This window comes from Streptomyces sp. NPDC006309, from assembly GCF_040613095.1.
Taxonomy (GTDB): domain Bacteria; phylum Actinomycetota; class Actinomycetes; order Streptomycetales; family Streptomycetaceae; genus Streptomyces.
In genome coordinates, this window is record NZ_JBEXRO010000020.1 from 67,258 (window position 1) to 92,813 (window position 25,556).

Annotated in this window: 27 protein-coding genes and 2 pseudogenes; 10 read left to right on the top strand and 19 right to left on the bottom strand. The window is 72.4% G+C overall.

What is annotated here, in order from left to right:
• Positions 1 to 25: 25 nt before the first annotated feature.
• Positions 26 to 756: pseudogene (locus tag ABZ117_RS24170) on the top strand (DUF1707 domain-containing protein).
• 48 nt (positions 757 to 804) lie between these two features.
• On the opposite strand, the gene ABZ117_RS24175 reads toward ABZ117_RS24170, so the two are convergent.
• From ABZ117_RS24175 to ABZ117_RS24185, 3 genes are all read right to left on the bottom strand, one after another.
• Positions 805 to 1,212, bottom strand: a complete 408-nt coding sequence (locus ABZ117_RS24175; protein ID WP_356823859.1) for a hypothetical protein — start codon at positions 1,210 to 1,212, stop codon at positions 805 to 807.
• Positions 1,213 to 1,856: 644 nt separating this feature from the next.
• Entirely contained in the window at positions 1,857 to 2,594 is a 738-nt protein-coding gene (gene rph, locus ABZ117_RS24180; RefSeq protein WP_356823860.1) for a ribonuclease PH, read from the bottom strand.
• A 93-nt stretch (positions 2,595 to 2,687) separates the two neighbouring features.
• Positions 2,688 to 2,921 carry a PTS glucose/sucrose transporter subunit IIB gene (locus tag ABZ117_RS24185; RefSeq protein WP_356823861.1) on the bottom strand — a complete coding sequence of 78 codons (234 nt, stop codon included), beginning with the start codon at positions 2,919 to 2,921 and terminating at the stop codon, positions 2,688 to 2,690.
• A 186-nt stretch (positions 2,922 to 3,107) separates the two neighbouring features.
• On the opposite strand from ABZ117_RS24185, the gene ABZ117_RS24190 reads away from it, so the two are divergent.
• Positions 3,108 to 4,418, top strand: coding sequence for a PTS transporter subunit EIIC (locus ABZ117_RS24190; RefSeq protein ID WP_356823862.1), 1,311 nt, complete (start codon positions 3,108 to 3,110; stop codon positions 4,416 to 4,418).
• 182 nt (positions 4,419 to 4,600) lie between these two features.
• Entirely contained in the window at positions 4,601 to 5,869 is a 1,269-nt protein-coding gene (locus tag ABZ117_RS24195; protein WP_356823863.1) for a PTS transporter subunit EIIC, read from the top strand.
• A 69-nt stretch (positions 5,870 to 5,938) separates the two neighbouring features.
• Here ABZ117_RS24195 and ABZ117_RS24200 read toward each other — a convergent pair whose 3' ends face one another.
• Complete coding sequence (locus ABZ117_RS24200) at positions 5,939 to 6,691, bottom strand: MBL fold metallo-hydrolase (protein WP_356823864.1); 753 nt, start codon at positions 6,689 to 6,691, stop codon at positions 5,939 to 5,941.
• 236 nt (positions 6,692 to 6,927) lie between these two features.
• Here ABZ117_RS24200 and ABZ117_RS24205 point away from each other — a divergent pair, with 236 nt between their 5' ends.
• The gene (locus ABZ117_RS24205; RefSeq protein WP_356823865.1) at positions 6,928 to 7,386 is read left to right on the top strand and encodes a type II toxin-antitoxin system PemK/MazF family toxin; all 459 of its coding nucleotides are present in this window, start codon (positions 6,928 to 6,930) and stop codon (positions 7,384 to 7,386) included.
• A 9-nt stretch (positions 7,387 to 7,395) separates the two neighbouring features.
• On the opposite strand, the gene ABZ117_RS24210 is transcribed toward ABZ117_RS24205, so the two are convergent.
• The 8 genes from ABZ117_RS24210 to clpS form a co-directional block, all read right to left on the bottom strand.
• Positions 7,396 to 7,845 carry a hypothetical protein gene (locus ABZ117_RS24210; RefSeq protein WP_356823866.1) on the bottom strand — a complete coding sequence of 150 codons (450 nt, stop codon included), beginning with the start codon at positions 7,843 to 7,845 and terminating at the stop codon, positions 7,396 to 7,398.
• Positions 7,846 to 7,926: 81 nt separating this feature from the next.
• Entirely contained in the window at positions 7,927 to 8,877 is a 951-nt protein-coding gene (locus ABZ117_RS24215) for a cysteine synthase (RefSeq protein ID WP_356823867.1), read from the bottom strand.
• Between the two features lie 17 nt (positions 8,878 to 8,894).
• Entirely contained in the window at positions 8,895 to 9,173 is a 279-nt protein-coding gene (locus tag ABZ117_RS24220; protein WP_356823868.1) for a MoaD/ThiS family protein, read from the bottom strand.
• A gap of 119 nt (positions 9,174 to 9,292) precedes the next feature.
• Positions 9,293 to 9,388, bottom strand: a complete 96-nt coding sequence (locus ABZ117_RS24225) for a putative leader peptide (protein ID WP_309504872.1) — start codon at positions 9,386 to 9,388, stop codon at positions 9,293 to 9,295.
• A 95-nt stretch (positions 9,389 to 9,483) separates the two neighbouring features.
• Entirely contained in the window at positions 9,484 to 9,915 is a 432-nt protein-coding gene (locus ABZ117_RS24230) for a M67 family metallopeptidase (protein WP_356823869.1), read from the bottom strand.
• A gap of 156 nt (positions 9,916 to 10,071) precedes the next feature.
• Positions 10,072 to 11,508, bottom strand: a complete 1,437-nt coding sequence (locus ABZ117_RS24235) for an amino acid permease (RefSeq protein ID WP_356823870.1) — start codon at positions 11,506 to 11,508, stop codon at positions 10,072 to 10,074.
• Between the two features lie 327 nt (positions 11,509 to 11,835).
• The gene (locus ABZ117_RS24240) at positions 11,836 to 12,441 is read right to left on the bottom strand and encodes a DUF2017 domain-containing protein (RefSeq protein WP_356823871.1); all 606 of its coding nucleotides are present in this window, start codon (positions 12,439 to 12,441) and stop codon (positions 11,836 to 11,838) included.
• A gap of 13 nt (positions 12,442 to 12,454) precedes the next feature.
• Complete coding sequence (clpS, locus tag ABZ117_RS24245) at positions 12,455 to 12,763, bottom strand: ATP-dependent Clp protease adapter ClpS (protein ID WP_189294522.1); 309 nt, start codon at positions 12,761 to 12,763, stop codon at positions 12,455 to 12,457.
• Between the two features lie 63 nt (positions 12,764 to 12,826).
• Between clpS and ABZ117_RS24250 the strand changes: the two genes are divergently transcribed.
• Entirely contained in the window at positions 12,827 to 14,173 is a 1,347-nt protein-coding gene (locus tag ABZ117_RS24250; RefSeq protein WP_356823872.1) for a nicotinate phosphoribosyltransferase, read from the top strand.
• A 101-nt stretch (positions 14,174 to 14,274) separates the two neighbouring features.
• The gene (locus tag ABZ117_RS24255; protein WP_356823873.1) at positions 14,275 to 14,862 is read left to right on the top strand and encodes a nicotinamidase; all 588 of its coding nucleotides are present in this window, start codon (positions 14,275 to 14,277) and stop codon (positions 14,860 to 14,862) included.
• A 14-nt stretch (positions 14,863 to 14,876) separates the two neighbouring features.
• Here ABZ117_RS24255 and ABZ117_RS24260 read toward each other — a convergent pair whose 3' ends face one another.
• Positions 14,877 to 15,203 carry a hypothetical protein gene (locus ABZ117_RS24260; protein ID WP_356823874.1) on the bottom strand — a complete coding sequence of 109 codons (327 nt, stop codon included), beginning with the start codon at positions 15,201 to 15,203 and terminating at the stop codon, positions 14,877 to 14,879.
• Positions 15,204 to 15,324: 121 nt separating this feature from the next.
• Positions 15,325 to 17,682 carry an immune inhibitor A domain-containing protein gene (locus tag ABZ117_RS24265; protein ID WP_356823875.1) on the bottom strand — a complete coding sequence of 786 codons (2,358 nt, stop codon included), beginning with the start codon at positions 17,680 to 17,682 and terminating at the stop codon, positions 15,325 to 15,327.
• Positions 17,683 to 18,042: 360 nt separating this feature from the next.
• Here ABZ117_RS24265 and ABZ117_RS24270 point away from each other — a divergent pair, with 360 nt between their 5' ends.
• Positions 18,043 to 18,279 carry a hypothetical protein gene (locus ABZ117_RS24270; protein ID WP_356823876.1) on the top strand — a complete coding sequence of 79 codons (237 nt, stop codon included), beginning with the start codon at positions 18,043 to 18,045 and terminating at the stop codon, positions 18,277 to 18,279.
• 74 nt (positions 18,280 to 18,353) lie between these two features.
• Here ABZ117_RS24270 and ABZ117_RS24275 read toward each other — a convergent pair whose 3' ends face one another.
• Both ABZ117_RS24275 and ABZ117_RS24280 read right to left on the bottom strand, forming a co-directional pair.
• Positions 18,354 to 18,932 carry an RDD family protein gene (locus ABZ117_RS24275; RefSeq protein WP_356823877.1) on the bottom strand — a complete coding sequence of 193 codons (579 nt, stop codon included), beginning with the start codon at positions 18,930 to 18,932 and terminating at the stop codon, positions 18,354 to 18,356.
• A gap of 75 nt (positions 18,933 to 19,007) precedes the next feature.
• Positions 19,008 to 20,285 carry an RDD family protein gene (locus ABZ117_RS24280; RefSeq protein WP_356823928.1) on the bottom strand — a complete coding sequence of 426 codons (1,278 nt, stop codon included), beginning with the start codon at positions 20,283 to 20,285 and terminating at the stop codon, positions 19,008 to 19,010.
• A gap of 78 nt (positions 20,286 to 20,363) precedes the next feature.
• On the opposite strand from ABZ117_RS24280, the gene ABZ117_RS24285 reads away from it, so the two are divergent.
• Positions 20,364 to 20,567, top strand: coding sequence for a hypothetical protein (locus tag ABZ117_RS24285; RefSeq protein WP_356823931.1), 204 nt, complete (start codon positions 20,364 to 20,366; stop codon positions 20,565 to 20,567).
• 351 nt (positions 20,568 to 20,918) lie between these two features.
• On the opposite strand, the pseudogene ABZ117_RS24290 reads toward ABZ117_RS24285, so the two are convergent.
• Positions 20,919 to 21,011 (bottom strand): annotated as a pseudogene (locus ABZ117_RS24290) (DUF2510 domain-containing protein); the annotation flags it as partial.
• Between the two features lie 233 nt (positions 21,012 to 21,244).
• On the opposite strand from ABZ117_RS24290, the gene ABZ117_RS24295 reads away from it, so the two are divergent.
• On the top strand, positions 21,245 to 21,658 hold the full coding sequence (locus tag ABZ117_RS24295) for an SsgA family sporulation/cell division regulator (protein ID WP_356823878.1): 414 nt from the start codon (positions 21,245 to 21,247) through the stop codon (positions 21,656 to 21,658).
• A 14-nt stretch (positions 21,659 to 21,672) separates the two neighbouring features.
• On the opposite strand, the gene ABZ117_RS24300 is transcribed toward ABZ117_RS24295, so the two are convergent.
• Positions 21,673 to 23,079, bottom strand: coding sequence for an FAD-linked oxidase C-terminal domain-containing protein (locus tag ABZ117_RS24300; RefSeq protein WP_356823929.1), 1,407 nt, complete (start codon positions 23,077 to 23,079; stop codon positions 21,673 to 21,675).
• Between the two features lie 92 nt (positions 23,080 to 23,171).
• Here ABZ117_RS24300 and ABZ117_RS24305 point away from each other — a divergent pair, with 92 nt between their 5' ends.
• Positions 23,172 to 24,662 (top strand): tetratricopeptide repeat protein, encoded by a 1,491-nt coding sequence (locus tag ABZ117_RS24305; protein WP_356823879.1) that lies wholly within the window; start codon positions 23,172 to 23,174, stop codon positions 24,660 to 24,662.
• A gap of 19 nt (positions 24,663 to 24,681) precedes the next feature.
• Here the strand turns inward: ABZ117_RS24305 and ABZ117_RS24310 are convergent, their stop codons facing one another.
• Positions 24,682 to 25,530, bottom strand: a complete 849-nt coding sequence (locus tag ABZ117_RS24310) for a Teichoic acid biosynthesis protein C (Precursor) (protein WP_356823880.1) — start codon at positions 25,528 to 25,530, stop codon at positions 24,682 to 24,684.
• Positions 25,531 to 25,556 lie beyond the last annotated feature (26 nt).

Below are 25,556 nucleotides of genomic sequence, written 5' to 3' on the forward strand. Positions count from 1 at the left end.
CGCCGGCCGTGAGCGACTCGCCGAGATCCTGCGGGACGCCCTGGCCGGGGGACGGCTCGTCATGGAGGAGTTCGAGGAGCGGCTGGAGGCGGCCTGCACCGCGCGGACGTACGGCGAGCCGGCGCCGCTGACCCGCGATCCGCCCGGGGCCGGCACCGTGGCGCCGGCGCCGGTCTCCTTCGCCGAGGAGCCGGTGGGCGACGACCGTCGGGCGCAGCGGATCACCGGGGGTGCGGCGTCCTCGACGGCGGTCGCGACCCTGCCGGGGTTCGAGCGCAAGGGCCGCTGGACGATGCCCGGACGGTTCAGCTTGCTTCGCGTTCATGGGCGGCGGCGTCATCGATCTCAGGGGACGCGGACTTCGCGGACCGTGAGGTGGAGATCGTCTGCGTGGCGGTCACGGGCGGCCTCCAGATCGTCGTGCCGCCGGGGGTCGAGGTCGTCGTGCGCGGGATCGGGGCGATGGGCGCCTTCGAGCATCCGGCGGACGACGGTCCGCCCGCGCCGGGTGCCCCGCGCGTGGTCGTCGGCGGTTTCGCGTTCTGGGGCGGGGTCGGCGTGGAGCGCAAGCTTCCGCGTGCGGAGCGGCAGCGGCTGAGGAAGTGGCGCCGCCGGGAGAAGCTGGAGCGCAGGGAGTCCCGGCACGAGCTGCGGCACGCGCGCCGCGCCGAGCGGCACGAGCTGGACCCGGCGCGCCGGGCCGGGCGCCGGGACGCGCGGCGGGAGCGGGAGCGGTGTCGCGGCGGGGAGCACTGAGGCGCCCCGCACCGACGCGAGCCCCCACGGCCCGCCCCCCTTACGCCCCTACGACGTGCAGACCTTGGTGAGTTCGCCGGCCGCGTCGGTGACGGGACCGACGTCGGGGGTCCGGTCGCCGTCGCGGATGGCGGCGCGGACGTTGCCGATGGCCTGGTTCAGGTCGTCCACGGCCTTGTTCACGTCGGTGTCGTCCGTCTTGTCGCCGATCTTGCGCAGGCTCTTCTCGATGGAGTCGAGCGAGGCGTCGGTCCGGGAGGGGTCGTCGGCGGCGTTCTCCACGGCCTGCTGGAGGTCGGTGACGCTGTCGGCGATGGCGTCGGCGGACTGCACGCAGTCCAGGGCCTTGTTCACGGCGTCGCAGCCCGTGGTGAGGCCGGCGGTGAGCGCGGCGGCGGCCACGGCGGCGGCGATGGCGGTCACGCGGCGCCGGCGTGCGCGTCGGCTGGCGGCCATGATGGGGTCCCCTCCCTGGTACGGCTGGCCGGGCGCACACCGACAGGTCGCGCGCCCGTACTCACAGGGACGCCGGGGAGCCCCGCCGGGTTGCCGCCGGCGTCCGGGGGTTCGGCATCGCGCCGGGCACGGGCACGGCTCCCCGCGCCCGAGCGGCCACGGCAGGGGACGCATCCGTCACCTTCCGCGTGCCGGCCACCACGGAGGGCGAGGCGCTCCTGGTCTCCGGCAGGGTCTCCGGGCAGCGCCCCGCAGCCGGGCGGCCGGGACCCGGCCGAGGCCGCCCCCCTGGGCACCACCGCGAGCGCCTGCCCGCACCGGCGGGCAGCGTCCAGTTGCCCGCCGGCGCCACGGTGCGGTACACGTACCTCGAGCGCTCCCCCACCGGCGCCTTGACCTGGGAGACACCCCCGACCGCACCCTGGCCGTCTCCCCGGACGTTCCGGGCACCGACGGCCGCTGGAACGTCACCCCGTAACCGCGGCCCCCCACGCCGCCGTCACCACCGCCCGGTGCCGGAGGTCAGCTGCCGCCGGGCACCGCCGACCCTCGCCGACACCCGGCGCCGGCACCCCGGCACCCCGGCACCCGCCGGTGTCCCCGCCCGGCCGCCGGCGTCTCCGCCCACCGCCGGACGGACGCGCTCAGCTCTCCTGGGTCCGCGCCAGGGCGGCCTGCTGGAGTGCGGTCAGGTCGGCGCAGCCGGCGACGGCGAGGTCGAGCAGGGCGTCGAGTTCCGCGCGGGCGAAGGGCTGGGCCTCGGCGGTGCCCTGGACCTCGACGAAGCGGCCGTCGCCGGTGCAGACGACGTTCATGTCGGTCTCGGCGCGCACGTCCTCCTCGTAGCAGAGGTCGAGCAGCGGGACGCCGCCGACGATGCCGACCGAGACGGCGCTCACGGTGCCGGTGAGCGGCTGCCGGCCGGCCTTGACGAGCTTCCTGCCCTGGGCCCAGGCGACGGCGTCGGCCAGGGCGACGTAGGCGCCGGTGATGGCCGCCGTGCGCGTGCCGCCGTCGGCCTGGAGGACGTCGCAGTCGAGGACGACGGTGTTCTCGCCGAGCGCCTTGTAGTCGATGACGGCGCGCAGGGAGCGGCCGATGAGCCGGGAGATCTCGTGGGTGCGGCCGCCGATCCGGCCCTTGACGGACTCACGGTCGCCGCGGGTGTTGGTGGCGCGGGGCAGCATGGCGTACTCCGCGGTGACCCAGCCCTCGCCGCTGCCCTTGCGCCAGCGCGGGACGCCTTCGGTGACGGAGGCGGTGCAGAGGACCCGGGTGTCACCGAAGGAGACGAGGACGGAGCCCTCGGCGTGCTTGCTCCATCCTCGCTGGATGGTGACCGGGCGGAGCTGTTCGGGGGTACGGCCGTCGATGCGAGACATGCCGACGAGCCTATCGGCACAGGCGGAAGGGGCTCCTCCCGTATCGGGAAGAGCCCCTCGGGGTGAACCGGGTTCACCGGTGAGCCGGGGTGCTCACATCATGTCTTCGATCTCCGCGGCGAGCGGGTCGGCGTCGGTGCCGATGACGACCTGGATGGCGGTGCCCATCCTGACGACGCCGTGGGCACCGGCGGCCTTCAGGGCGGCCTCGTTGACGAGCTCGGGGTCGGACACCTCGGTGCGCAGCCGGGTGATGCAGCCCTCGATCTCCTCGATGTTGTCGATGCCGCCGAGCCCGGCGACGATCTTCTCAGCCTTGCTGGCCATGTTCCTTCTCCCTGATCCGAACCGCTTTGTCGCAGTAACCCACAGTTGGCCCATCTTGGCGAGCGGTCATGCCGTCCGTGCCGAATGATGGCGTTCACGACAGCGGAACCGTCCGCCGACTGGTCTACACCACCCTGGGGAAGGTCGCCAAACCGCCTCCCGGTCGGGCGCCCCGGAGAGGACGCCATGAGTGCCGAGAGCGTGGTGAGCCCCGCCCGGGCCCACTTCAACCGGCTGTTCCAGGGCCTCCAGAAGATGGGCCGCAGCCTCCAGCTGCCCATCGCGGTGCTGCCGGCAGCCGGCATCCTGAACCGGCTGGGCCAGCCCGACGTGTTCGGCGACCAGGGCCTGGGCTGGACCGACGTCTCGAAGGTGATGAAGGGCGCGGGCGGCGCGCTGCTCGACGGCTCCCTCGGTCTGCCGCTGCTGTTCTGCGTGGGCGTCGCGATCGGCATGGCGAAGAAGTCGGACGGCTCCACGGCGCTGGCGGCGGTGGCCGGGTTCCTCGTCTACTACAACGTCCTGCACCAGTTCCCCCAGCGCTGCCCGGGCGGCTCCACGACGGTCCCGGACGTCGGCTGCCAGGTGAGCGTCGGGGCGGGCGTCGGCGCGGTGGCGCCGTTCACCTTCCAGAACCCCGGGGTGTTCGGCGGCATCGTGATGGGTCTGCTGACGGCCTTCTTCTGGGCCCGCTACCACCGCACGCGGCTGGTGGACTGGCTCGGCTTCTTCAACGGCCGCCGCCTCGTCCCCATCATCATGGCGTTCGCCGCGATCGCCTTCGCGGCCCTGTGCCTGTGGGTCTGGCCGCCGATCGGCGGCGCCCTGGAGAGCTTCGCGCACTGGCTTCGGGACCTGGGCGCGTGGGGCGCCGGCCTGTTCGGCCTGGCCAACCGGGCGCTGCTCGTCATCGGCCTGCACCAGTTCCTGAACGTGCCCGTCTGGTTCCAGTTCGGCACCTACACGCCACCGGGCGGCAAGCCCGTGCACGGGGACATCAACATGTTCCTGGCGGGCGATCCGCACGCCGGCCAGTTCACCACGGGCTTCTTCCCGATCATGATGTTCGCGCTGCCGGCCGCCGCGCTGGCGATCACGCACTGCGCCCGGCCGGAGCGCCGCAAGGAGGTCGGCGGCCTGATGCTCTCCGTCGCGCTGACGTCCTTCGTGACGGGCATCACCGAACCCCTGGAGTACTCCTTCCTGTTCGTCGCGCCCGCGCTGTACGCCGTCCACGCGGTGCTCACCGGCGTCTCCCTGGGGGCGAGCTGGGCGCTCGGGGTGCACGACGGCTTCAGTTTCTCCGCGGGCCTGATCGACTACGTCATCAACTGGAACCTCGCGACGAGACCGTGGGCGGTCATCCCGATCGGCCTGGCCTTCGCGGCCGTGTACTACGCCCTCTTCCGGTTCGCGATCACGCGGTTCGACCTGCGGACGCCGGGACGGGAACCGGCCGAGGTGGCGGAGGAGATGGACCGCGACAACGTGCGGTGAGCGGGGGTCCGGGCGGCCGGCCGGACGAGTACGCGCTGTAGCGCCCTGACCGCGGATTCGTGGGTTCCTTATCCAGCGTTCATCGTGCTACAACAGGTCTACACCAGTGAGTGGTGTAGACCAGAGACGCTGCCGTCCCCCTCCTCGGTTCCCGGGCGGCGCCCTGCTTACCGGAGGAAGTTGTGACCACGGCCAGCGCCGCTCCCGCGGCCGACCAGAAGAAAAAGGGCGCCGGCGTGATGGCCGTCCTCCAGCGTATCGGGCGCAGCCTGATGCTGCCGGTGGCCGTGCTGCCGGCCGCCGCCCTGCTGGTGCGCCTCGGCAACACCGACATGCTGGGACGCCCGTCCTTCCCGGCCTTCCTGACGAAGATCGCGTCCTTCATGGCCGCCGGCGGCAACGCCATCCTCGACAACATGGCGCTGCTGTTCGCGGTGGGCATCGCCATCGGCTTCGCGAAGAAGTCGGACGGCTCCACCGCCCTCGCCGCGGTCACCGGTTACCTGGTCTTCAAGAACGTGCTCGGCACGTTCACCGACAAGAACCTGCCGAAGGTGGCCACCGTCGTCGACGGCAAGGTCCACATGGTGAGCGCCCCGGTGGACGCCAAGGTCCTCGGCGGCGTGGTGATGGGCATAGTCGTGGCCCTGCTGTACCAGCGCTTCTACCGCACCAAGCTGCCCGACTGGGCGGGCTTCTTCGGCGGCCGTCGTCTCGTCCCGATCCTGTCGGCCTTCGCCGGTCTCCTCCTCGGCATCGTCTTCGGCTACATCTGGCCGGTCCTCGGCACGGGTCTGCACAACTTCGGCGAGTGGCTGGTCGGTTCGGGCGCCGTGGGCGCGGGCATCTTCGGTGTCGCCAACCGTGCGCTGATCCCGATCGGCATGCACCACCTGCTGAACTCGTTCCCGTGGTTCCAGGCGGGCGAGTACCACGGCAAGAGCGGTGACATCGCGCGCTTCCTGGCCGGCGACCCGCACGCGGGCCAGTTCATGACCGGCTTCTTCCCGATCATGATGTTCGCCCTGCCGGCCGCCTGCCTGGCCATCGTCCACTGCGCCCGGCCCGAGCGCCGCAAGGTCGTCGGCGGCATGATGTTCTCGCTGGCACTGACGTCCTTCGTCACCGGCGTCACCGAGCCCATCGAGTTCACCTTCATGTTCATCGCGCCGGTGCTGTACGCCATCCACGCGGTCCTCACCGGCCTCTCGCTGGGGCTGACCTGGGCGCTGGGCATGAAGGACGGCTTCGGCTTCTCGGCGGGCGTCGTCGACTTCGGCCTGAACCTGGGCATCGCCAGCAACCCGTGGGGCCTGGTCGCGGTCGGTCTGTGCTTCGCGGTCGTCTACTACGTGGTCTTCCGCTTCGCGATCACCCGGTTCGACCTGCCCACGCCGGGCCGCGAGTCCGACGAGGAACTGGCCGAACTCCAGAAGGCCGAGGGCAAGTAGCCCGGCCGGCCCGGACGACGCGCGGGGCCCCGGAACCAGGACGGTTCCGGGGCCCCGCGCATGCCGGCTTCAGATGTCGTACGTCTGTCCCGGCGCCGCCAGCGCCACCGGCCCGGCGAACACCTGGCGGGCGTCCCGCAGGTTCACCAGGGGGTCGGTCCACGGCGGGATGTGGGTGAGCACCAGGCGGCGGGCGCCCGCGCGGGCCGCCGTCTCACCCGCCTCACGGCCGTTGAGGTGCAGGTCGGGAATGCTCTCCTTGCCGTACGTGAACGCGGCCTCGCACAGGAACAGGTCGGTGTCCCGGGCCAGCTCGTCCAGCGTCGCGGTGACGCCCGTGTCGCCGGAGTACGTCAGGGACGCACCGCCGTGCTCGATCCGGATGCCGTACGCCTCCACGGGGTGGCGGACCCGCTCCGTGTGCACGGTGAACGGGCCGATCTCGAACGTGGACGGCTTGACCGTGTGGAAGTCGAAGACCTCGCTCATGGAGGAGGCGGAGGGGGTGTCCGCGTAGGCCGTGGTCAGCCGGTGCTCGGTGCCCTCGGGGCCGTAGACCGGGACGGGCCCGCACCGGCCGCCGTCATGGCGGTAGTAGCGCGCCACGAAGTAGGCGCACATGTCGATGCAGTGGTCGGCGTGCAGATGACTGAGGAAGATCGCGTCGAGGTCGTAGAGACCGCAGTGGCGCTGGAGCTCGCCGAGGGCGCCGTTGCCCATGTCGAGAAGCAGCCGGAAGCCGTCGGCCTCGAGGAGGTAGCTCGAACAGGCCGATTCCGCGGACGGGAACGACCCCGAGCTGCCGACGACGGTGAGCTTCATGAAGCAGAAACCTCCGCTGGCGGGAAACCGGTGGGCGGGACGGGAAGGCCGGTCGGGATGGGGGCTGAGGGGGGTCGTGCGGTGCGTCGAGCGTAAGGCGCGCGAGCGCGGGTCGCTCCTTCGCCAGGGGCCGTTGTGGGCGAACTCACCTGTGCTGTCACCGGTTCGGCTGGACCCGGGTCGGAGGATTCACCGGAGGGCGCGCGATGTGCGGCGCGCGCCGGTAACGTCGTCGTATGGACACGTCCTGGTGGCTGGCGCTCGCGGCGGTGGTACTGCTGGCGCTGGTCGCCACGCTCGTCGACGGCTGGGGCCGCGGCCGTCGGCCGGGCGGGCGGCGGCTGCGGCCCCCGGGCCGGGCGGGCACGCGGACGGCCCACGCGGCACGGCCCTCCCCCGGCGACATCTGGTGGGCGGACGTGCCCTACGAGGACCGGGCCGCGGTGAAGGACCGGCCCTGCCTGGTGCTGGCCGTGCGCGGCGACCGGGCGACGGTCGCGAAGATCACCAGCAAGTACCGCGACGAGCGCAGCGGGGTGATCCCGCTGCCGCCGGGCGCGGTCGGCGACGCCCGGGGCCGGCCCAGCTTCCTGGAGACCGACGAACTGCGTGAGGTCCCGGTGGGCCACTTCCGGCGCCGGGTGGGCGTGGTCGACCCGGTCCTGTGGGACCAGGTACGCCACCTCGCGGGCTGAACCGGCGGGTCAGCCCACCCGCACGGTCACCGTCCACTCCTCGATGCCCTTGCAGGAGACCCCGCCCGGTGCGGTGGGCTCGGCGCACAGCGGGCGGGACGAGCTGAGCCTCACCGTGCCGGCGGCCACCGCCCGGTACGCGGCCGTGGCGTCACCCGGCCGCAGGACGAAGCCCGCGTTGATGCCCCGCAGAGCGGTACCGCTCGCGCTGACCGGCTTCCACGGGCGGGCCCGCGTGCCGTCCAGGGTGAGGCGGAGTTCACCGCCCTGGGCCACGCAGACGGTACGGCCGTGGTCGGCGGCCGTCAGCTCCGCGTGGCCGGTGCAGCCGCCCGCGGACCGGCTGGGGGACGGCGGCGCCGACGCCTTGCCGCCGCTCCCGGTGTCCGCCTGCCGGGAGCCGCAGCCCGCGAGGAGCAGTGCTGCCGCCGTGAGGGCGAGGGGCGTCGTACGGCGCATGGGGTCCGCCTTTCTGCCGGTGTCCGCTTTCCCGGTGTTTCCTGGTACAGCTGTGACGTACCACCGGCGCGGTCGGATCCCCTATGCCCAGAGCTGGCCCTGGAGCGTCTCGATGGCCTCCTCCGTGGTGGCCGCCGTGTAGACGCCGGTGGAGAGGTACTTCCAGCCGCCGTCGGCCACGACGAAGACGATGTCGGCGCTCTCGCCCGCCTGGACGGCCTTCCTGCCGACGCCGATCGCCGCGTGCAGGGCCGCGCCGGTGGAGACGCCCGCGAAGATGCCCTCCTGCTGGAGGAGTTCGCGGGTGCGGGTGACGGCGTCGGCGGACCCGACGGAGAAGCGGGTGGTGAGCACGGAGGCGTCGTACAGCTCCGGGACGAAGCCCTCGTCGAGGTTGCGCAGCCCGTACACCAGGTCGTCGTAGCGGGGTTCGGCGGCGACGACCTTGACGTCCGGCTTGTGCTCGCGCAGGTAGCGGCCGACGCCCATGAGGGTGCCGGTGGTGCCGAGCCCGGCCACGAAGTGGGTGATCGAGGGGAGGTCGGCGAGGATCTCCGGGCCGGTCGTGGCGTAGTGGGCGCCCGCGTTGTCCGGGTTGCCGTACTGGTAGAGCATCACCCAGTCGGGGTGCTCGGCGGCCAGCTCCTTGGCCACGCGTACCGCGGTGTTGGAGCCGCCGGCGGCCGGCGAGGGGATGATCTCGGCGCCCCACATGCCGAGCAGCTCCCGGCGCTCCCGCGAGGTGTTCTCCGGCATCACGCACACCATGCGGTAGCCCTTGAGCTTGGCCGCCATGGCGAGGGAGATGCCGGTGTTGCCGGAGGTGGGCTCCAGGACGGTGCAGCCCGGGGTCAGCCGGCCGTCCTTCTCCGCCTGCTCGATCATGTGCAGGGCGGGACGGTCCTTGACCGAGCCGGTGGGGTTGCGGTCCTCCAGCTTGGCCCAGATGCGGACCTCGGAGGACGGCGACAGCCGCGGCAGGCGCACCAGGGGGGTGTTGCCCACCGCGGCCAGCGGGGAGTCGTAACGCATCGCTGGTCAGCGGCCGATCAGCGCATGCCGCCGGCCACGGCCGGCAGGATCGTGACGTTGTCGCCGTCGGACAGCTTGGTGTTGATGCCGTCCAGGAAGCGGACGTCCTCGTCGTTCAGGTACACGTTGACGAAGCGGCGCAGCTGGTCGCCGTCCACGATGCGGGCCTGGATGCCCGCGTGCCGGGCCTCGAGGTCGGCGAACAGCTCGGCGAGAGTGTTCCCGCTGCCCTCCACCGCCTTCTGGCCGTCGGTGTACGTGCGGAGGATGGTGGGGATGCGGACCTCGATGGCCATGGCTCAGGGCTCCTGTCGGAAGGTGTCGGGTCGGTGGGCGCGCGGCGGCGCGGGGCGCACGGGTGGCGTACGCGGGTCTGGACGCCGCGGCTCACGGCCGTACGGCGGCGGGGCCGGCGTCAACAGATGGCGCTGGCGAGCCTGCACAGGTCGACGTGCAGCCGCGCCACGAGCAGTGCGCCCGGCGTCTTCTCGCTCACGTCGTGGAAAACCATGCGCTCATCGTATCGATTCCCGCGGCGTTTCCCGGAGGGTCTTCCCACATCCCGGACGGGATTCGTTCGTGGAGTGAGACGAGGTGCCTGCGGGGTCACGGCGAGGGGTACGCCTCGACCACCTCGACCTCCTCCTCGGTGACCTCACCGGCGAGGATGCGGAACGAGCGGAACTGGAACTCGCCGGCGCCGTCGGTGTCGGCCGTGGAGACCAGGACGTAGTGGGCGCCGGGCTCGTTGGCGTAGGAGATGTCCGTGCGGGAGGGGTAGGCCTCGGTCGCGGTGTGGGAGTGGTAGATGATCACCGGCTCCTCGTCGCGGTCGTCCAGTTCGCGGTAGAGCTTGAGCAGGTCCTGGGAGTCGAACTCGTAGAAGGTGGGCGAGCGGGCCGCGTTGAGCATCGGGACGAACCGCTCGGGGCGGCCGGAGCCCGCCGGGCCGGCGACCACGCCGCACGCCTCGTCGGGGTGGTCCTCGCGCGCGTGGGCGACGATTCGGTCGTACAGGGCCTGGGTGATGGTCAGCATGGGGGTCAGGATAAGCAGAGGGGCCGTCCCGTACCGGGGGTCGGTACGGGACGGCCCACATGCCGGACGTCCTGAGCGGCGGCCGCCGGGGGCGCCACGAGTGCTCCCGGCGGCAGGACGTCCTGGGAAGGGTGTTCTCCGGGGTGCCCCGGCCCCTCAGCGCTTGCGGAAGGCCGCGGCCTCCGGGTTGCGCCGCTTGAGCACCAGGTAGGCGACGCCGAGGATCAGGGCCCACAGCGGCGCGCAGTACAGCGAGACCCGGGCGTCCTTGTCGATGCCCATCATGACGATCACCATGCCGATGAAGGCGAGCGCGAACCAGCTGGTGAACGGGGCGCCCGGCGCACGGAACTCCGAGCGGGGCAGTTCACCGCGGTCGGACTTGGCGCGGTAGCGGATCTGGCAGAACAGGATGACGATCCACGCCCACATGCCGGAGATGGTCGCGAAGGACACCACGTAGTCGAACGCCTTGCCCGGCCACTGGTAGTTGATCCACACGCCGACCAGCATCAGCGCGGCGGAGACCGACGTGCCGACGAGCGGGGTACCGCTGGGCGTCAGCCGGGTGAAGACCTTCGGGCCCTGGCTGTTGAGCGCGAGGTCGCGCAGCATGCGGCCGGTGGAGTACATGCCGGAGTTGCAGGAGGACAGCGCCGCGGTGAGCACGACGAAGTTCACGATGCCGGCGCCGGCGGCCAGGCCCATCTTCTGGAACGCGGCCACGAACGGGCTGACACCCGGGTGGAAGGCGGTCCACGGCACGACCGACAGGATCATGATCAGCGCGCCGACGTAGAAGACGGCGATGCGCCACGGCACGGTGTTGATCGCCTTGGGCAGCACGGTCTTGGGGTCCTTGGACTCGCCCGCGGTCACACCGACCAGCTCGACGGCGAGGAAGGCGAACATGACCATCTGGAGGGTCATCAGGGTGCTGCCGACGCCGTGCGGGAAGAAGCCGCCCTCGTTCCACAGGTGGCTGACGGAGGCGGTGTCACCGGCGTCGGAGAAGCCGATCGTGAGGATGCCGGCGCAGATCAGGATCATGCCGATGATGGCGGTGACCTTGACCATGGAGAACCAGAACTCCAGCTCACCGAAGAGCTTCACGGAGATCAGGTTGGCGCCGTACAGGACGACGGTGAAGATCAGCGCCGAGATCCACTGCGGGATGTTCCACCAGTACGTCATGTAGGCGGCGGCCGCGGTGACCTCGGTGATGCCCGTGACCACCCAGAACAGCCAGTACGTCCAGCCGGTGACGAAACCGGCGAACGGGCCGATGAACTCGCGCGCGTACTCCGAGAACGAACCCGACACCGGGCGGTACATCAGCAGCTCGCCGAGTGCCCGCATGATGAAGAAGATGACGAGGCCCGCGATGGCGTACGCCAGGATCAGGCTGGGGCCCGCCTTGGAGATGCCCTTGCCCGCGCCGAGGAAGAGGCCGGTGCCGATGGCACCGCCGATGGCGATCATCTGGATCTGCCGGGAACCGAGCCCGCGCTGGTACCCCTCGCCGCCCTCGTGATCCTCGGCCCGCGCGGCCTCATTGCCGTCGCGATGCTGGTCGACCTGCGCTGAGGTCATGTGTGGTGCGCCTTTCTCCATGCCGATCCGGGCCTTTCGTCGGCCTCGGACCGGGTCTCGATCCCCCTGGATTTCTGGAGCTGTTGCCTGGCCGACGGTCGTCGGCTCGGTGGCGCACCCGGCCGAGACATGGGTGGTCTTCGCCGGGCGGTCGTGAAGATTTATCACGGCCGCAACACTGATCACAGGGGCACGGTGTGGTGCATCACACAAGAAGAAGTGGACAAAAGGTGTCCGGACGCGTCAAAACCGGCCGCAACGGTGACGGGATCGTTATCCGGATCTGAGCGTCCTCTGAGCGAACGGTGACGCAGAGAAATGACCGGATTACGGCATAAGGGTCGTGACCAGGGTTTCCTGGAGACCGCCCAGCCACAGGTAGGCCAGCACCATCGGCTTGCGCGGGTCCTCCTCCGGGAGCCGGTAGAGCAGGTCGGTGTCGTCCTCGTCGGTGATCTCCAGGCGGGCGCCGATCGCCAGCCGGAGGTCGTTGAGGGCGCCGAGCCACTGCCGGGACTCCTGGGGGGAGAGTTCGAGCACCGCCCCGTCGTCGTCCACCGGGGCGAGCGCGTCCAGGGTGCGGATCACCGTCAGCGCGCTCTCCCGCTTGCCGGCGCGCAGGTCGTTCTCGGTGAAGCGGCGGAACTCGGCGGAGTGCGCCCGTCGCTCCTCGGCGTCGGCCGGTGAGGCGGGGGCCTGTTCGGGATCGGTGTAGGCGTCCGGGAAGAGCCGGCGCAGCACCGGGTCCGCGGGCGGCTCGCTCGGCCCCTCGGCGAACAGCTCGGCGAGGGGGTCGTCGGGGGTGTCGGCACCGGGGCCGGGGCCGATCAGCTCCAGGAGCTGGACGGCCAGCGACCGGATGATGGAGATCTCGACGTCGTCGAGCGCGACGGCCGCGCCGCCGCCGGGGAGCGGTTCGAAGTGTCCGGGCATATGTGGTCGGTCGCTACTTCCGGTCCTGCTGAAGGGTGGCCCACAGACCGTAACCGTGCATCGCCTGCACGTCGCGTTCCATCTCCTCGCGGCTCCCGCTGGAGACGACCGCCCGGCCCTTGTGGTGGACGTCGAGCATGAGCTTGGTGGCCTTGTCCTTGGAGTAGCCGAAGTACGTCTGGAAGACGTACGTCACGTAGCTCATGAGGTTGACCGGGTCGTTGTGGACGATCGTGACCCAGGGGACGTCGGGCTCGGGTACGGCGAAGACCTCCTCCGCCGACTCGGTGCGTTCGATCTCTACGGGCGCGGGTGACGTCACAGGCCCATGCTGCCACGCGCAGGATAAATCGTCACACTGACGAGATGGGGGTACTATCTTGCCATGAACACAGCGGACCTTGGGCTGCCGGTGGATGTTCCCTCGACGGCACTCTTCACGGACCAGTACGAGCTGACCATGCTGCGGGCCGCGCTGAAGGCCGGCACGGCCGAACGACGCAGCGTGTTCGAGGTCTTCACCCGGCGGCTGCCGGACGGACGGCGCTACGGCGTGGTGGCCGGCACCGGGCGCGTCCTGGACGCGGTCGAGAACTTCCGCTTCGACGCCGGCGTCCTCGGCTTCCTGCGCGAGCAGGGGATCGTCGACGAGGAGACCCTCGAATGGCTCGCCGGTTACCGCTTCAGCGGCGACGTCTGGGGCTACCCCGAGGGCGAGGTCTACTTCCCGGGCTCGCCGATCATGCGCGTCGAGGGCAGCTTCGCCGAGTGCGTCCTGCTGGAGACCGTGATCCTCTCCATCCTCAACCACGACTCGGCGATCGCCGCGGCGGCCTCCCGCATGGCCTCCGCCGCCGGTGACCGCCCGCTGATCGAGATGGGCGCCCGGCGCACCCACGAGCTGGCCGCCGTGGCCGCCGCGCGGGCCGCGTACGTCGGCGGCTTCACGACCACCTCCGACCTGGCCGCGGGCTTCCGCTACGGCATCCCGACCGTGGGCACCTCGGCCCACGCCTTCACCCTCCTGCACGACCGTGAACGCGACGCCTTCCGGGCCCAGGTCGACACCCTCGGCCGCGGCACGACCCTGCTGGTGGACACCTACGACGTCACCGAGGCCGTCCGTACGGCGGTGGAGGTGGCCGGACCAGAGCTGGGCGCCGTCCGCATCGACTCCGGCGACCTGCTGCTGGTGGCCCACCGGGTGCGCCAGCAGCTGGACGAGCTGGGCGCGACCGGCACCAAGATCATCGTGACCTCCGACCTGGACGAGTACGCCATCGCCTCGCTGGCCGCCGCGCCCGTGGACGCGTACGGCGTCGGCACCCAGCTGGTCACCGGCTCCGGGCACCCGACCGCGTCCATGGTCTACAAGCTGGTCGCCCGCGCCGAGAGCGCCGACCCCAAGGCGCCGCTGGTGCCGGTCGCGAAGAAGTCCAGCGGCGGCAAGACCTCCGTCGGCGGACGCAAGTGGGCCGCGCGCCGCACCGACGCGGAGGGCGTCGCCGAGGCCGAGGTCGTGGGCACCGGGCCGGTCCCGTCCGGGCTGGCCGGCCGCGAGCTCCAGGTCCAGCTGGTCAAGGGCGGCGAGGTGATCGCCCGCGAGCCGCTGGACGTACCGCGCGACCGCCACATCGCGGCCCGCGCGAAGCTGCCGCTGTCCGCCACCCAGCTGTCCCGGGGCGAACCCGTCCTCCCGACGGAGTACGTCCACGGGGGCTCGGGTAGCTAGGACGACACGGCCGGGAGCGGGAGCGCCGTCCGTCCCCTCCCGCACCGGCCGGTAAGTCCCTAGTCTCAGTCACCTGCCTCCTCACCCTAAGGACACCCGCCATGCGCCGCGCCCTGATCGTCGTAGACGTCCAGAACGACTTCTGCGAGGGAGGCAGCCTCGCGGTGTCCGGCGGTGCGGACGTGGCCGCCGCCGTCACCGAGCTGATCGGCCAGGCGGCGGGCACCGGATACCGCCATGTGATCGCCACCCGTGACCACCACATCGCGCCCGGCGGCCACTTCGCGGACGACCCCGACTACGTCCGCTCCTGGCCCGCGCACTGCGTCGCGGGCACGGAGGGCGTCGGCTTCCACCCGAACTTCGCCCCCGCCGTCGCCTCCGGCGCGGTGGACGCCGTGTTCGACAAGGGGGCGTACGCGGCGGCCTACAGCGGGTTCGAGGGCACCGACGAGAACGGGGTCGCGCTCGCCGACTGGCTGCGCTCCCGGGAGATCGACGAGGTGGACGTCGTCGGCATCGCCACGGACCACTGCGTGCGCGCCACCGCGCTGGACGCCGTGCGGGAGGGCTTCCGTACCCACGTGCTGCTGGACCTGACCGCGGGCGTCGCCGAGGAGACCACCACGCGCGCGCTGCGGGAGCTGCGCGAGGCGGGCGTGGAGCTGACCGGCAAGCCCGCCGTCTGACCGGGCGACGGGGCTCAGGCGCGCGCGGCCGGCCGGCGCAGCAGGGCCCTGATCGGCTGCCACAGCTCCGTCACGGTGACACCGTTGTCCGCGGCCGTGCGCCATATCAGGCCGTCGGGATGGTGCAGCACCGCCGTGACCTCGTCCGGTGTGGGAGGCAGCGCGTTGCCCCGCAGGTAGACCGCCCGCAGCCCCAGGTTGCGCAGCCGGGTCAGGGCCCGCGCCCGGTTCCGGGCGTGCACCAGGACCCGCACCCCGGCCGGCACTCCGGCGGGGCTGGGCAGGTTCAGTGCCACCACCACCGTGTCGTCCGGCAGCTTGCAGAAGCCTCCAGCGGCCATGCGGTCACATCCCCGTCCGGGTCGGTGTCAATAAGCGGTCCACAGGACGCACCTAAACACGACCGGCGGCAACCCGCCAAGGGGTTGCCGCCGATACGCTTGTGACCTGCGGTGATGTGGACTACTTCACCGCGGGGCCGACCTTGAGCCGGATCGTGGAGCCGTCCTTGGCCTCCTTGACGATCGTGATCTTGGTGTTGGTGTCAGTGACCTTGACGCCGCCGGTGGGGTTCGAGGCGTCGTAGTAGGTGCCGGTGTGGTCGTTGAAGACCGGGACACCCTTCGACGCCTTGATCTTCAGGGCGACGTCGGCCTTGTGCAGGGTGATGCCGTCCGTGCCGTAGAGGCTGAACGGGGAGTCGTACGCCTGGATGCGGTTGCGCAGCAGCGTGCCGTCGGCCCACTTCAGCGCCTTCGGGTGCGAGTCGACCGGCAGGATCAGACCGGTGCCCGGGTGACCGTTGGTCTCGTTCGTGTTGTTGTCCGCCTGGGAGGTGTCCCACTTCCAGACCAGCAGGCCGTTCTGGTAGGGGTAGTGCTCCACCCAGTCGGGGCGCGACGCGAAGCCGAAGTTGTACGGGCCGCTCTTGAGCGTCTTGTCGTACGACACGTACTGGCGGTTCTCGGCGATGTAGTACTGCGCGTAGTTCTTGGTGAACGACGCGCCGACCCGGGAGAAGCCGGCCGCGGTCCAGCCGGCGTCCGCGGTCTCGGCGTTGTCCGAGAAGACCGGGGCGCCGTCGGCGGTGACGGTGATCTCGTCGGCCGTGAAGCCGTTCTCCGCGACACCGCCGTCGGTGGCGTAGCGGAAGCGCACGTCGATCTTCTTGCCCGCGTAGGCGTCGAGCGGGAACGACAGCTTCTTGTGCGTCTGGGAGAAGCCGGTCAGCGCCGGCTTGCCGCTGGCGTCACGCGGCAGGGCCTGGCCGTCCGCCGTGCCGTCCAGGGCCGTCCAGTTGGCGCCGCCGTCCGTCGACACCTCGGTGTAGACGTAGTCGTAGCCCTCCTCGGTGGCCCACCAGCCGTCCAGGCTGAGGTTCGCCGACGACTTTCCGGTGAGGTCCACGGTCCGGGTCAGCGTGTTCTTCAGGTCGTTGCCGCTGCCGCTCCACCACTGGGTCGAACCCTCGGCGGGCTGGGTGATCGTGGTGGTGACGGCCTTGTCCGGCAGGGACACCACGAGGGCCTGCTTGTCCCACGTGTTGTACTCGGCCGGGCCGAGCTTGTGCGTGGACTGCTTGCCCGCCTTGGCGCTGTCGTAGTTCAGCCACCCCAGCTGGAGCTTGTCCCAGGCGTTCATGTCGCCGGGCAGGTCGCCGATGGACTCCTTGCCGGTGCCCAGCCAGGAACCGGACGACATCAGGGTCCAGAAACCGGTGGAGTTGTCGCCGCCGGCGGTGTCGTACTCGTCCGGCAGGCCGAGGTCGTGGCCGTACTCGTGGGCGTAGACGCCGAGGCCGCCGTTCTCCGGCTGGATGGTGTAGTCGCCGACCCAGACGCCGGTGTCGCCGACCTGCGTGCCGCCGAGCTTGTTGCTGGTGGGGCCGGTGGCGCCGGCGTCGGTGCCGAAGGCGTACCAGCGGTGCGCCCAGATGGCGTCCTTGCCCTGCGCGCCGCCGCCCGCGGACTCGTCCTCACCGGCGTGCACGATCTGGAAGTGGTCGACGTAGCCGTCGGGCTCGTTGAAGTTGCCGTCGCCGTCGTAGTCGTAGCGGTCCCACTGGTCGTACTTGGCCAGGTCCGCCTTGATGTCGGCGTCGGACTTGCCCGCCTTCTTCTGCTGGGCGACCCAGGCGTTCAGACCGTCGCTGACGACGTTCCACACGCTCGGGCAGTTGGTCTGGCCGCACGCGTTGTTGCCGTAACGGGCCTCGTTGTAGGGGACCTTGACCCAGTCGGTGACCTCACCGGAGACCGAGTAGCGGCCCGAGGACTGCTTCTCGTAGTACTTCTTCAGCGACTCGGTCTTCTTGCCGGTGCCGAAGTACAGGTCCTGGTAGTGCTTCTGGTCGTAGTCCTTCTGCCAGGCCGTGGAGTTGTCCTTCTTGCGGTCCGGCGCGGCTATCGTGTTGTGCAGCGGGCCCGCGGTGCCCCCGTACTTGGGGTCCGTCCGGTTCCCGAACTCCACGAGGATCGTGAAGATCTTGTCGGTCTTCTCGCGGCTCAGCTCGACGTACTTGCTCCGGCCCTTGCCGCTCTTGAGCTTGACGACCTTGGAGCCGTTGCGCTCCTGCGCGGTGGCCTTGCCCGATATGAGCTGCTTCAGGGCCTCTTCGCGCTGGGCGTCCTGGGTCTTGCTCAGGGGGCCGTCCAGGTCGTGCTTCTGCTGCTTCACCGGAGCCGGGTCGTGCCGGTTGGCGGCCGCGGCCGGGCGCTGCGTGCCCGCCTCCGCGACGGCGAAGGTGGCGAACGTGGCGGAGGCCGCCGCGAGCGTCACGCCGATGGCGGCCGCTCTGAACGTCCAGGATCTGCTGGTCACTTGAGTTCCTCCCCCGCGCCGCGCGCACGGACAGGGGGTTCCAGGGCATGGAGGAATCCGTGCGCGCTCGATCAACGCGTGTATCAAGTGACGACATTTGACTAGAGGTTTGACAGAAAAGACAGACCTTGACTTGAGCAGGACAAGTGCACTATGCGGAGATGGCGTCCGCTTTACGGACACGTGTCGCCCCGGCGACCGGCGCAGGAAGCCGCCCGTCCGGCGGGACCGGTGTCTCCGTGCGCCCCCCGTGCACCGGTACCGTGGGTTAGGCCACGCTTACCGGGCGTCCCGCTCGGGCATGCACGCCAAGAGAGCCCCACGGCACCCCATCCCCGAAACCGCCGAGGACCGATTGCCATGCCTCGTCCGACCGCCGCACAGCTCGCCTACGGTGTCTGCACCGTGATCCTCTCGACGTTCGCCATGCTGCTGCTGTCGCAGGCGAGTTCGGCCGTCGGGATCAGCGTCATCGCCCTCGCCGCCCTCGCCCTGGGCCTGCTGGTCGCCCTGACGGCCCCCGCCCCGCGGTCCCGCCCGGCGCAGGCGCCCGCCGAGACCGCACCGGCCGAGGAGCGCGTCCCCACGTCCTTCTGACCGGGCGCCGGGCCCGGCTGCTCACCCCCGCGGCGTCCGCGCGGCCCGCGCGGCGACCGGCCGGCCGGCCGGTCTCAACCGGTGCTGACCACCACCGTCTTGGCCGCCTTGTCGTGCAGACCCTGCTTGTACGGCTTGTCGAAGAAGCTCCATCCGCCCGCGATCGCCGTCCACAGGCAGCAACAGCAGAAGGCGAACGGCAGCCACAGCACCAGGGAGCGGATCAGCGCGGTCTGCACGGAGGGGGTGGTCCCGTTGTCCAGGTCGGCCACCCGCATGGCGAGCCACTTCTTGCCGAGGGTCTGCCCCGATCTGCTGATCATGACGGTGTCGTAGAGGACGTAGAGCACGGCCATGATGACGGCCGGGGCGACGGACCGGCCGACCTGCATGCGGTCGTTGTCGACGGAGTACACCCGCAGCCCGAAGGCCCAGGTGAGCAGCGAGACGACGACACCGACGAGGACCATGTCGATGATCCTCGCGAGCGTCCGCCGGGCGCTGTCCGCGAGCGGGGGCATACCGGCCAGGGGGTCACCGGGGTAACCGGGGCCGCCACCGCCGTCGTACGGGCCGCCGCCGTACGGGGGTGTCGGGCCGCCGCCGGGCGGCGGGGGCGTGGGTCCGGAGCCGGAGGGCGGTTCGCTGATCATGGCCCGAGTGCACCGCGGCCCTTCCGGCTCCGCATCCGGAGGGCGTCCGTACGGACTACGGCCGTCCGTGCCGCGTCAGCCGGCGACGAACGTGTGGGCCGCCTTGTCGTGCCAGCACTGGTGCCACGGCCGGTCGAACAGGCACCACAGCATGCCCACGACACCGACGACGAGCAGCCCCGGCACGCTGAACACCAGCCAGCGCCGCAGCGCCGGACCGAACGCCGGGGGCTCGTGCCCCTCGATGTCCCGCACCTGGAGGCCGCACACCTTCTTGCCGAGTGTGCGGCCCCAGCGGGCGGTGGGCAGCACCTCGTACAGGACTCCGGCGAGCAGCAGGACGGCGAGGACGATGCCGAGGCTGGTGCCCGTCGTGCCGTCGAGCAGCCAGACGGTGACGGTACGGCCGGACAGCCGGGCCGCGTCGATCTTCTCCTGCACATGGTCCGCGGCCCGCAGGCCGAGCGGCACCGCGGCTGCGGCCGTCACGGCTCCCAGCACCAGCAGATCGATCAGCCGGGCCGCGAACCGCTTGCCGAGCCCGGCGGGCCGCGCGGCTGCCTGACGGCGGGCGGCGGCCTGGAACACGTCCTCCACCGGCGGCTTCCACGGCGCCGGCGGCTGCTCGTCCCCGCCCCCGGCCAGCTGGTGCACCTGCTGCGCCCAGGACGACTGACCGCCGCCGGCGCCGCTGGTCAGCGGGGTGGCGGGGGCGCCGGGCTGCTGGGGCACGGGCGGGGTCACGGCGGGCGCGGCCGGGCCCGGCCGCGCGCCCCGCGCGTTCTGCGGGACCTCGGGCGCCGGTGCGGCGGTGGCGCGGGCGGCGGCGGCCTTTCCGGCGCCGAAGCCGTGGTTGCCGGCCGGGGGCGAGGAGGCGGGGGCCGTCGGCGTGGGCGCGGCGACCGGGCCCTGGGTACCGAAACCGGCCGGACCGGAGTCCGGGCCGCCGGACGCGCCGCCCTCCGCGCCGGTCGCCCCGGCCGGGCCGGGCGGTACCGGGCGGAAGGTCGTCGTGCCGTCGTCCGTGCGGGCCGCCGGACCGGGGATCGGGCGCCGGAAGAGGAAGGTGCCGGGGTCCGGGGCCTCGTCCTCCACCGGGGGCGTCGTCGCGGCGCCGTCGGTACGGGAGCCGACCCGGCCGTCGGCCGGCCCGGCCGGAACCCGGGGATCCACCCCCCAGCCGTCGACCCGCCCGGCGTCCCCCTGGATGCCGGGGTGCCCGGACTGACTGGGGAGGCTGGGGTGGGCAGTGTGACCAGCGTGGCTCGACTGACTGGGGAGGCCGGAGAGGCCAGGACGGTCAGGGTGGCCGGACTGAGCCGGGAAGCCGGGGTGGCTGGACTGACCGGGCAGGCCGGGGAGGCTTGGGTGGCCCCTGTGGTCAGGGTGACCCGGCTGACTGGAGAGGCCGGAGTGACCGCGGTGGTCAGGGTGGCCGGACTGACTGGGGAGGTCCAGGTGACCGAGGTGGTGGTCGGGGTGGCCGGGCTGAGCGGGGAGGCCCGAGTGACCGAGGTGGCCGGACTGACCCGGGTGGCCCAGGTGGCCGGGCTGGGCCGATCCGTCCGGCTGTCCGCCCCCGCCCCACCGCTCCCCCGGCCCGGGAACGCCGGTCGCGCCCGGCGCGCCACCTGAGGCACCCGCCGCTTCGGGCGCACCGGACCCGCCGGTGCCACCGAACCCACCGGGCTCACCGGACCCACCTGTGCCGCCGAACGCGCCGACCCCGTCGGACCGGCCCGGGTCGGCCGGCCGGCCCCACGGCGCGCCCCGCGCGTCCTGTTCGTCGTCCGTGTGGGGCCACGGGTCGGCGGGACCGGTCGGGCCGGGGTGCGGCTGCCGTACGGGGTCGGCCGGGTCCTCGTCGAAGAAGTGGGGGCCCGTCTCCTCGACGGACGGGGCCGCGGGGCGGATACCGGCCGGCGGGATGAGCGGTTCGCCGTCCTGCGGCGCCGGGCGGCTGGTGCCGGGCACCCAGGAGGCGCCGTTCCAGTACCGGACGTAACCGGGGATGGACGGGTCCGGGTAGTAGCCCTCGCGGGGCCTGTCATCACCTGCGGCCGGGGTTGGGGCGCTCATGTCCGTCGTCCCGTATCTGCTCGGGGGTGGGATGGGAGCCTCCACATCTATCAGACCCGGGCATCCCCCACCGCCACTCCCGCAGGACCCACTCCTTTCCGGGCAACGCCGTGCCCGTCCCCCGGACACCGCGCCGAGAACTCCCCCGGACCCGCGTAATGACCCGGCCCCCGCCGCCTCTCCCCCGGTACGGGCCCGGTCCGAGCGGCCCCGACCGGAGAGGAACCCAGGTCATGCGTCACACCGTGGTGGAACGGGAGCTGGAGCTGAGACTCATTGTGTCGCCGGAACGGAGCATCCCGGTCCCGGCCCGGCTGGACCACCGCTCCGACGACCCCTACGCCGTCCACGTCACCTTCCACATCGACGCCGAGCACCCGGTCGGCTGGACGTTCGCCCGCGAGCTGCTCGTGGAGGGGGTGTTCCGGCCGTGCGGGGACGGGGACGTACGGGTGTGGCCGGCGACGGCGGACGGGCACCGGGTCGTCCTGCTGGCGCTGAGTTCCCCGGACGGCGACGCGCTGCTGCGGGCGCCGGCCCCGCAGGTGTCGGCGTGGCTGGAGCGGACGCTGCGGGTGGTGCCGCCGGGGACGGAGGGCGGCCGGCTGGGCATCGACGGCGCACTCGACGAGCTGCTCGCCCGGTGACCCCGGCCCGACGGTCAGAACAGCTTGCCGGGGTTGAGGATGCCGAGCGGGTCGAAGACCTGTTTCACCGCCCGCTGCATCTCCACCCCGACGGGGCCGATCTCGCGGGCCAGCCACTCCTTCTTCAGCACGCCGACGCCGTGTTCGCCGGTGATGGTGCCGCCCAGCCGCAGCCCCAGGGCCATGATCTCGTCGAAGGACTCGCGGGCCCGCCGGGACTCGTCGGGGTCGCCGGCGTCGAAGCAGACGGTGGGGTGGGTGTTGCCGTCACCGGCGTGCGCGCAGACGCCGATGGTGAGGCCGTACGCGGCGGCGATCCGCTCGACGCCCTCCAGCATGGCGCCGAGCCGGGAGCGGGGCACGCACACGTCGTCGATCATCGTCGTGCCCTTGACCGCCTCCAGCGCGGTCAGCGCGAGCCGCCGGGCCTGGAGCAGCAGTTCGGACTCGGCGGCGTCCTCGGCGGGGACGACCTGGGTGGCGCCGGCCGCCTCGCACAGGGCGCCGACGGCGGCCAGGTCGGCGGCGGGGTCCGGGGTGTCGAAGGCGGCCAGCAGCAGCGCCTCGGTGGTCTCCGGCAGGCCCATGCGGGCGAGGGAGTTGACGGCCTTGACGGTCGTACGGTCCATCAGTTCGAGGAGGGAGGGGACGTGACCGCCCGCCATGACGCGGCAGACGGCGTCGCAGGCGGCGGCCGCGGAGGGGAACTCGGCGGCCAGGACGAGCTGCCGGGGTGGCCGGGGTTTCAGGGCGAGGACGGCGCGGACCACGATGCCGAGGGAGCCCTCGGAGCCGACGAAGAGGCGGGTCAGGTCGTAGCCGGCGACGCCCTTGGCGGTGCGGCGGCCGGTGGTCAGCAGGCGGCCGTCGGCGAGGACGACGTCCAGGCCGAGGACGTACTCGGCGGTCACGCCGTACTTGACGCAGCACAGCCCGCCGGAGGCCGTGCCGATGTTGCCGCCGATGGTGCACGTCTCCCAGCTGGAGGGGTCCGGCGGGTAGTACAGGCCGTGCTCCTCCACCGCGCGGGACAGGACCGCGTTGACCACGCCGGCCTCGACCACGGCGATCCGGTCGACGGGGCTGATCTCCAGGACGCGGTCCATCTTCGTGAGGGAGAGCACGATGCAGCCGTCGGTGGCGTTGGCGCCGCCGGACAGGCCGGTGCGGGCGCCCTGGGGGACGACCGGGACGCGCAGCTCGGTGGCGGTGCGCATGACGTGCCGCACCTCTTCGACCGTGCGTGGCAGTACGACGACGGCGGGGGCGCCGGCCGGGCAGAAGCTCGCCATGTCGTGGGAGTAGGAGGCGGTGACGTCGGGGTCGGTCAGGACGGCCTCGGGCGGCAGGCCGGCCAGGAGCCGGTCGGTGAGAGTGCTCGTCTCCGCGTCGTGCGTCGCTTCGATACGGCTCATGATCACAGGTTCGCACTCGCGGCCATCGGTGTGAACCCCGTCCGCGCCGCCCTTGGGCCACCCGGATGTGTTCGTCATATTGACGCACAGTAGGACCTGTGAACGACCGACTGTGCGAGCCGGGTACATCCCTGCCGGCCGGGCCGCCGCGCCGTTTCCGGCGGACGCTGGGGCGGGTGCTGGTCGCCACGCTCGCGGGCGGTGCCGCCGCGGGCGTGGTGCTGATGCCGCTGCCGCAGGAGGGGCAGCCCGCTGTGCCGCCCGCCGCGGGCCCGCCCCCGCGGGCGCCGGCGCTGACGGCGGTGACCTACGGGGTGCCGGCCGCGCTGCCCGGCCTGACGGCGCTCGTGGCCCGCCAGGAGCAGCGGGTGCGGGCGCGGCCGCGGGACGCGCGGGCGTGGGCGGTGCTCGGGGCGGCGTACGCGGAGCGGGGCCGCCGGACGGGTGACACGGCGGACTACCCGCGGGCCGACCGGGCGCTGCGGACCTCGCTGGAGGTGCGCGGCACGCGGAACACCGAGGCGCTGGACGGGCTGGCCGCGCTGGCACTGGCCCGCCGGGACTTTCCGGCGGCGAAACGGTACGGCGAGGAGGCGCTGAAGGCTGCGCCCGGTAGGTGGTCGGCGTATCCGCCGCTGATCGACGCGTACACCGGGCTCGGCGACCACAAGGCGGCCCAGCGGGCCCTGGACAAGCTGCTGGGCCTGCGCACCGGCGCTCAGGCGCGGCCGGCCGTGATGGCGCGGGCCGCGGCCGTGTACCGGGACCGGGGCTGGCGCGAGGACGCGGTGGCCCAGCTGACCGACGCGGCGGCCGCCGCCCGCACCCCGGCCGAGCGGGCGGCGTGGCTGACCGGGGTCGGTCAGCTGGCCTGGGAGCGCGGGGACCTGCCGGACGCGCTGCGGCACTTCGAGGCCGCGCTGCGCCTCGACCCGGAGCAGCCGGCGGCGCCGGCCGGGCGGGCCCGGACGCTGGCCGCGCTGGGGCGTACGACGGAGGCGCTGAGCGAGTACCGCGCCACCCTCGCCCGGCAGCCGGACCCGGCGGTCCTGCTGGAGCTGGGTGAGCTGTACGAGTCGCGGGGGCAGGAGCGGCTCGCCGCGGAGCAGTACGCGCGGTTGCGGGCGGCGGTGGGGCAGGCGGTGGCGGGCGGGGTCGACGAGGAGCTGCTGATCGGGCGGTTCGAGGCGGACCACGGGGACGCGCCGGACGCCGTGGAGCGGTTGCGGGACGAGTGGCGGCGGCAGCCGGGGACCGAGGTGGCCGACGCGCTGGGCTGGGCGCTGCACCGGGCCGGGGAGGACACGGAGGCGCTGGTCTACGCGACCGCGGCGACGGACAAGACCAAGGGCGGCGGGGTGCGCAGCGCGCTGTACGCGTTCCACCGGGCCATGATCGAGGGCGAGCTGGACCTGTACGGGCCCGCGCGGCGGCATCTGGAGGAGGCGCTGCGGATCAATCCGTACTTCTCGCCCCTGGGCGTACCGGCGGCCCGGACGGCACTGCGGACACTGGGCGAACCCCCGCCCGGCGAACCACCCGGCGAGGAGGGCGTGGAAGGGGAGGACGGCGGGGAGCCGCGCCGGTGAGGGATCACTTGCAGAGGGATCACTTGTAGTAGAGCGAGAACCTGCGTGCGCCCTCCCGGCCCGACGCGAACCCCAGGTACAGGCGCGGGGTGCCGGTGCGGCGGACGGCGAGGCCCTCCGGCTCGCGGTGGTCGAGGGAGTACGCCGCCTCGGTGCGGTGGCGGGCGAGGAGTTCGCCGGTGCGGATGTCCAGGCAGGACAGGTGGGTGTCGCCGTGGCCGGCGGGCGGGTTGGTGCGCGGGTCGTAGGCGGAGCCCGCGAGCTGGTAGAGGTGGTCGCCGTGCAGGGCGTACCCCTGGAAGGGGGCGGCCGGGTCGGGGTGGGCGCCGGTCTGGGGGAGGTCGGCGAGCGGGGAGCCGTAGTCGCGGGCCGTGAAGGCGGCCAGGTCCCAGACGCGGTAGCGGGGGGTGCCGCGCAGGCGGTAGCGGACGGCCAGGCGGCCGGTGGCCGGGCAGACCGTGGGCTGGTTGGCGTGCGAGCCCTCGACCGGGTGGCGGATCCGGACGTCCCCGGCCGTGCGGGTGGCCCCGTTCGCGAACCGGAAGCGGGTGACGCCCCGGCCGTAGCCGCCGGCGGCGTCGGCCTCCGTCCAGAGCCACACCGTGCCGTCGGTGTCGTGCTGGACGCCCATGCTCACACCGTGCCCGAAGCCCCTGAGGTACATGTGGCCGAGGCGCCGGCCCTGGAGGTCGAGGCGGTTGAGGCACAGGTCGCCGGCGTCCCGGCCGCCCCGGGTGAGCTGGAGGACGTAGAGGTGGTGGTGGACCTCGTCGAAGGCGAACGACTGGAGGACCGTGGGTTCGCGCAGCGTGTCCTTCTCCCGCAGCCAGCGGACGGCCGGTGCGGCGAGGTCGATGCGTTCCTCCACGGTCCCCCCTGGACGGCCCGGCGGGG

Excerpts from the sequence above, each read along its gene's own strand:
- ABZ117_RS24275 (WP_356823877.1), bottom strand. The coding sequence starts at position 18,932 with ATGATCAGCGAACCGCCCTCCGGCTCCGGACCCACGCCCCCGCCGCCC.
- ABZ117_RS24185 (WP_356823861.1), bottom strand. The coding sequence starts at position 2,921 with ATGGCCAGCAAGGCTGAGAAGATCGTCGCCGGGCTCGGCGGCATCGAC.
- ABZ117_RS24200 (WP_356823864.1), bottom strand. The coding sequence starts at position 6,691 with ATGAAGCTCACCGTCGTCGGCAGCTCGGGGTCGTTCCCGTCCGCGGAA.
- ABZ117_RS24255 (WP_356823873.1), top strand. The coding sequence starts at position 14,275 with ATGCGCCGCGCCCTGATCGTCGTAGACGTCCAGAACGACTTCTGCGAG.
- ABZ117_RS24225 (WP_309504872.1), bottom strand. The coding sequence starts at position 9,388 with ATGGTTTTCCACGACGTGAGCGAGAAGACGCCGGGCGCACTGCTCGTG.
- ABZ117_RS24230 (WP_356823869.1), bottom strand. The coding sequence starts at position 9,915 with ATGCTGACCATCACCCAGGCCCTGTACGACCGAATCGTCGCCCACGCG.
- ABZ117_RS24175 (WP_356823859.1), bottom strand. The coding sequence starts at position 1,212 with ATGGCCGCCAGCCGACGCGCACGCCGGCGCCGCGTGACCGCCATCGCC.
- ABZ117_RS24235 (WP_356823870.1), bottom strand. The coding sequence starts at position 11,508 with ATGACCTCAGCGCAGGTCGACCAGCATCGCGACGGCAATGAGGCCGCG.
- ABZ117_RS24190 (WP_356823862.1), top strand. The coding sequence starts at position 3,108 with ATGAGTGCCGAGAGCGTGGTGAGCCCCGCCCGGGCCCACTTCAACCGG.
- ABZ117_RS24260 (WP_356823874.1), bottom strand. The coding sequence starts at position 15,203 with ATGGCCGCTGGAGGCTTCTGCAAGCTGCCGGACGACACGGTGGTGGTG.
- ABZ117_RS24240 (WP_356823871.1), bottom strand. The coding sequence starts at position 12,441 with ATGCCCGGACACTTCGAACCGCTCCCCGGCGGCGGCGCGGCCGTCGCG.
- ABZ117_RS24250 (WP_356823872.1), top strand. The coding sequence starts at position 12,827 with ATGAACACAGCGGACCTTGGGCTGCCGGTGGATGTTCCCTCGACGGCA.
- ABZ117_RS24295 (WP_356823878.1), top strand. The coding sequence starts at position 21,245 with ATGCGTCACACCGTGGTGGAACGGGAGCTGGAGCTGAGACTCATTGTG.
- ABZ117_RS24270 (WP_356823876.1), top strand. The coding sequence starts at position 18,043 with ATGCCTCGTCCGACCGCCGCACAGCTCGCCTACGGTGTCTGCACCGTG.
- ABZ117_RS24220 (WP_356823868.1), bottom strand. The coding sequence starts at position 9,173 with ATGGCCATCGAGGTCCGCATCCCCACCATCCTCCGCACGTACACCGAC.
- ABZ117_RS24215 (WP_356823867.1), bottom strand. The coding sequence starts at position 8,877 with ATGCGTTACGACTCCCCGCTGGCCGCGGTGGGCAACACCCCCCTGGTG.
- ABZ117_RS24205 (WP_356823865.1), top strand. The coding sequence starts at position 6,928 with ATGGACACGTCCTGGTGGCTGGCGCTCGCGGCGGTGGTACTGCTGGCG.
- ABZ117_RS24210 (WP_356823866.1), bottom strand. The coding sequence starts at position 7,845 with ATGCGCCGTACGACGCCCCTCGCCCTCACGGCGGCAGCACTGCTCCTC.
- rph (WP_356823860.1), bottom strand. The coding sequence starts at position 2,594 with ATGTCTCGCATCGACGGCCGTACCCCCGAACAGCTCCGCCCGGTCACC.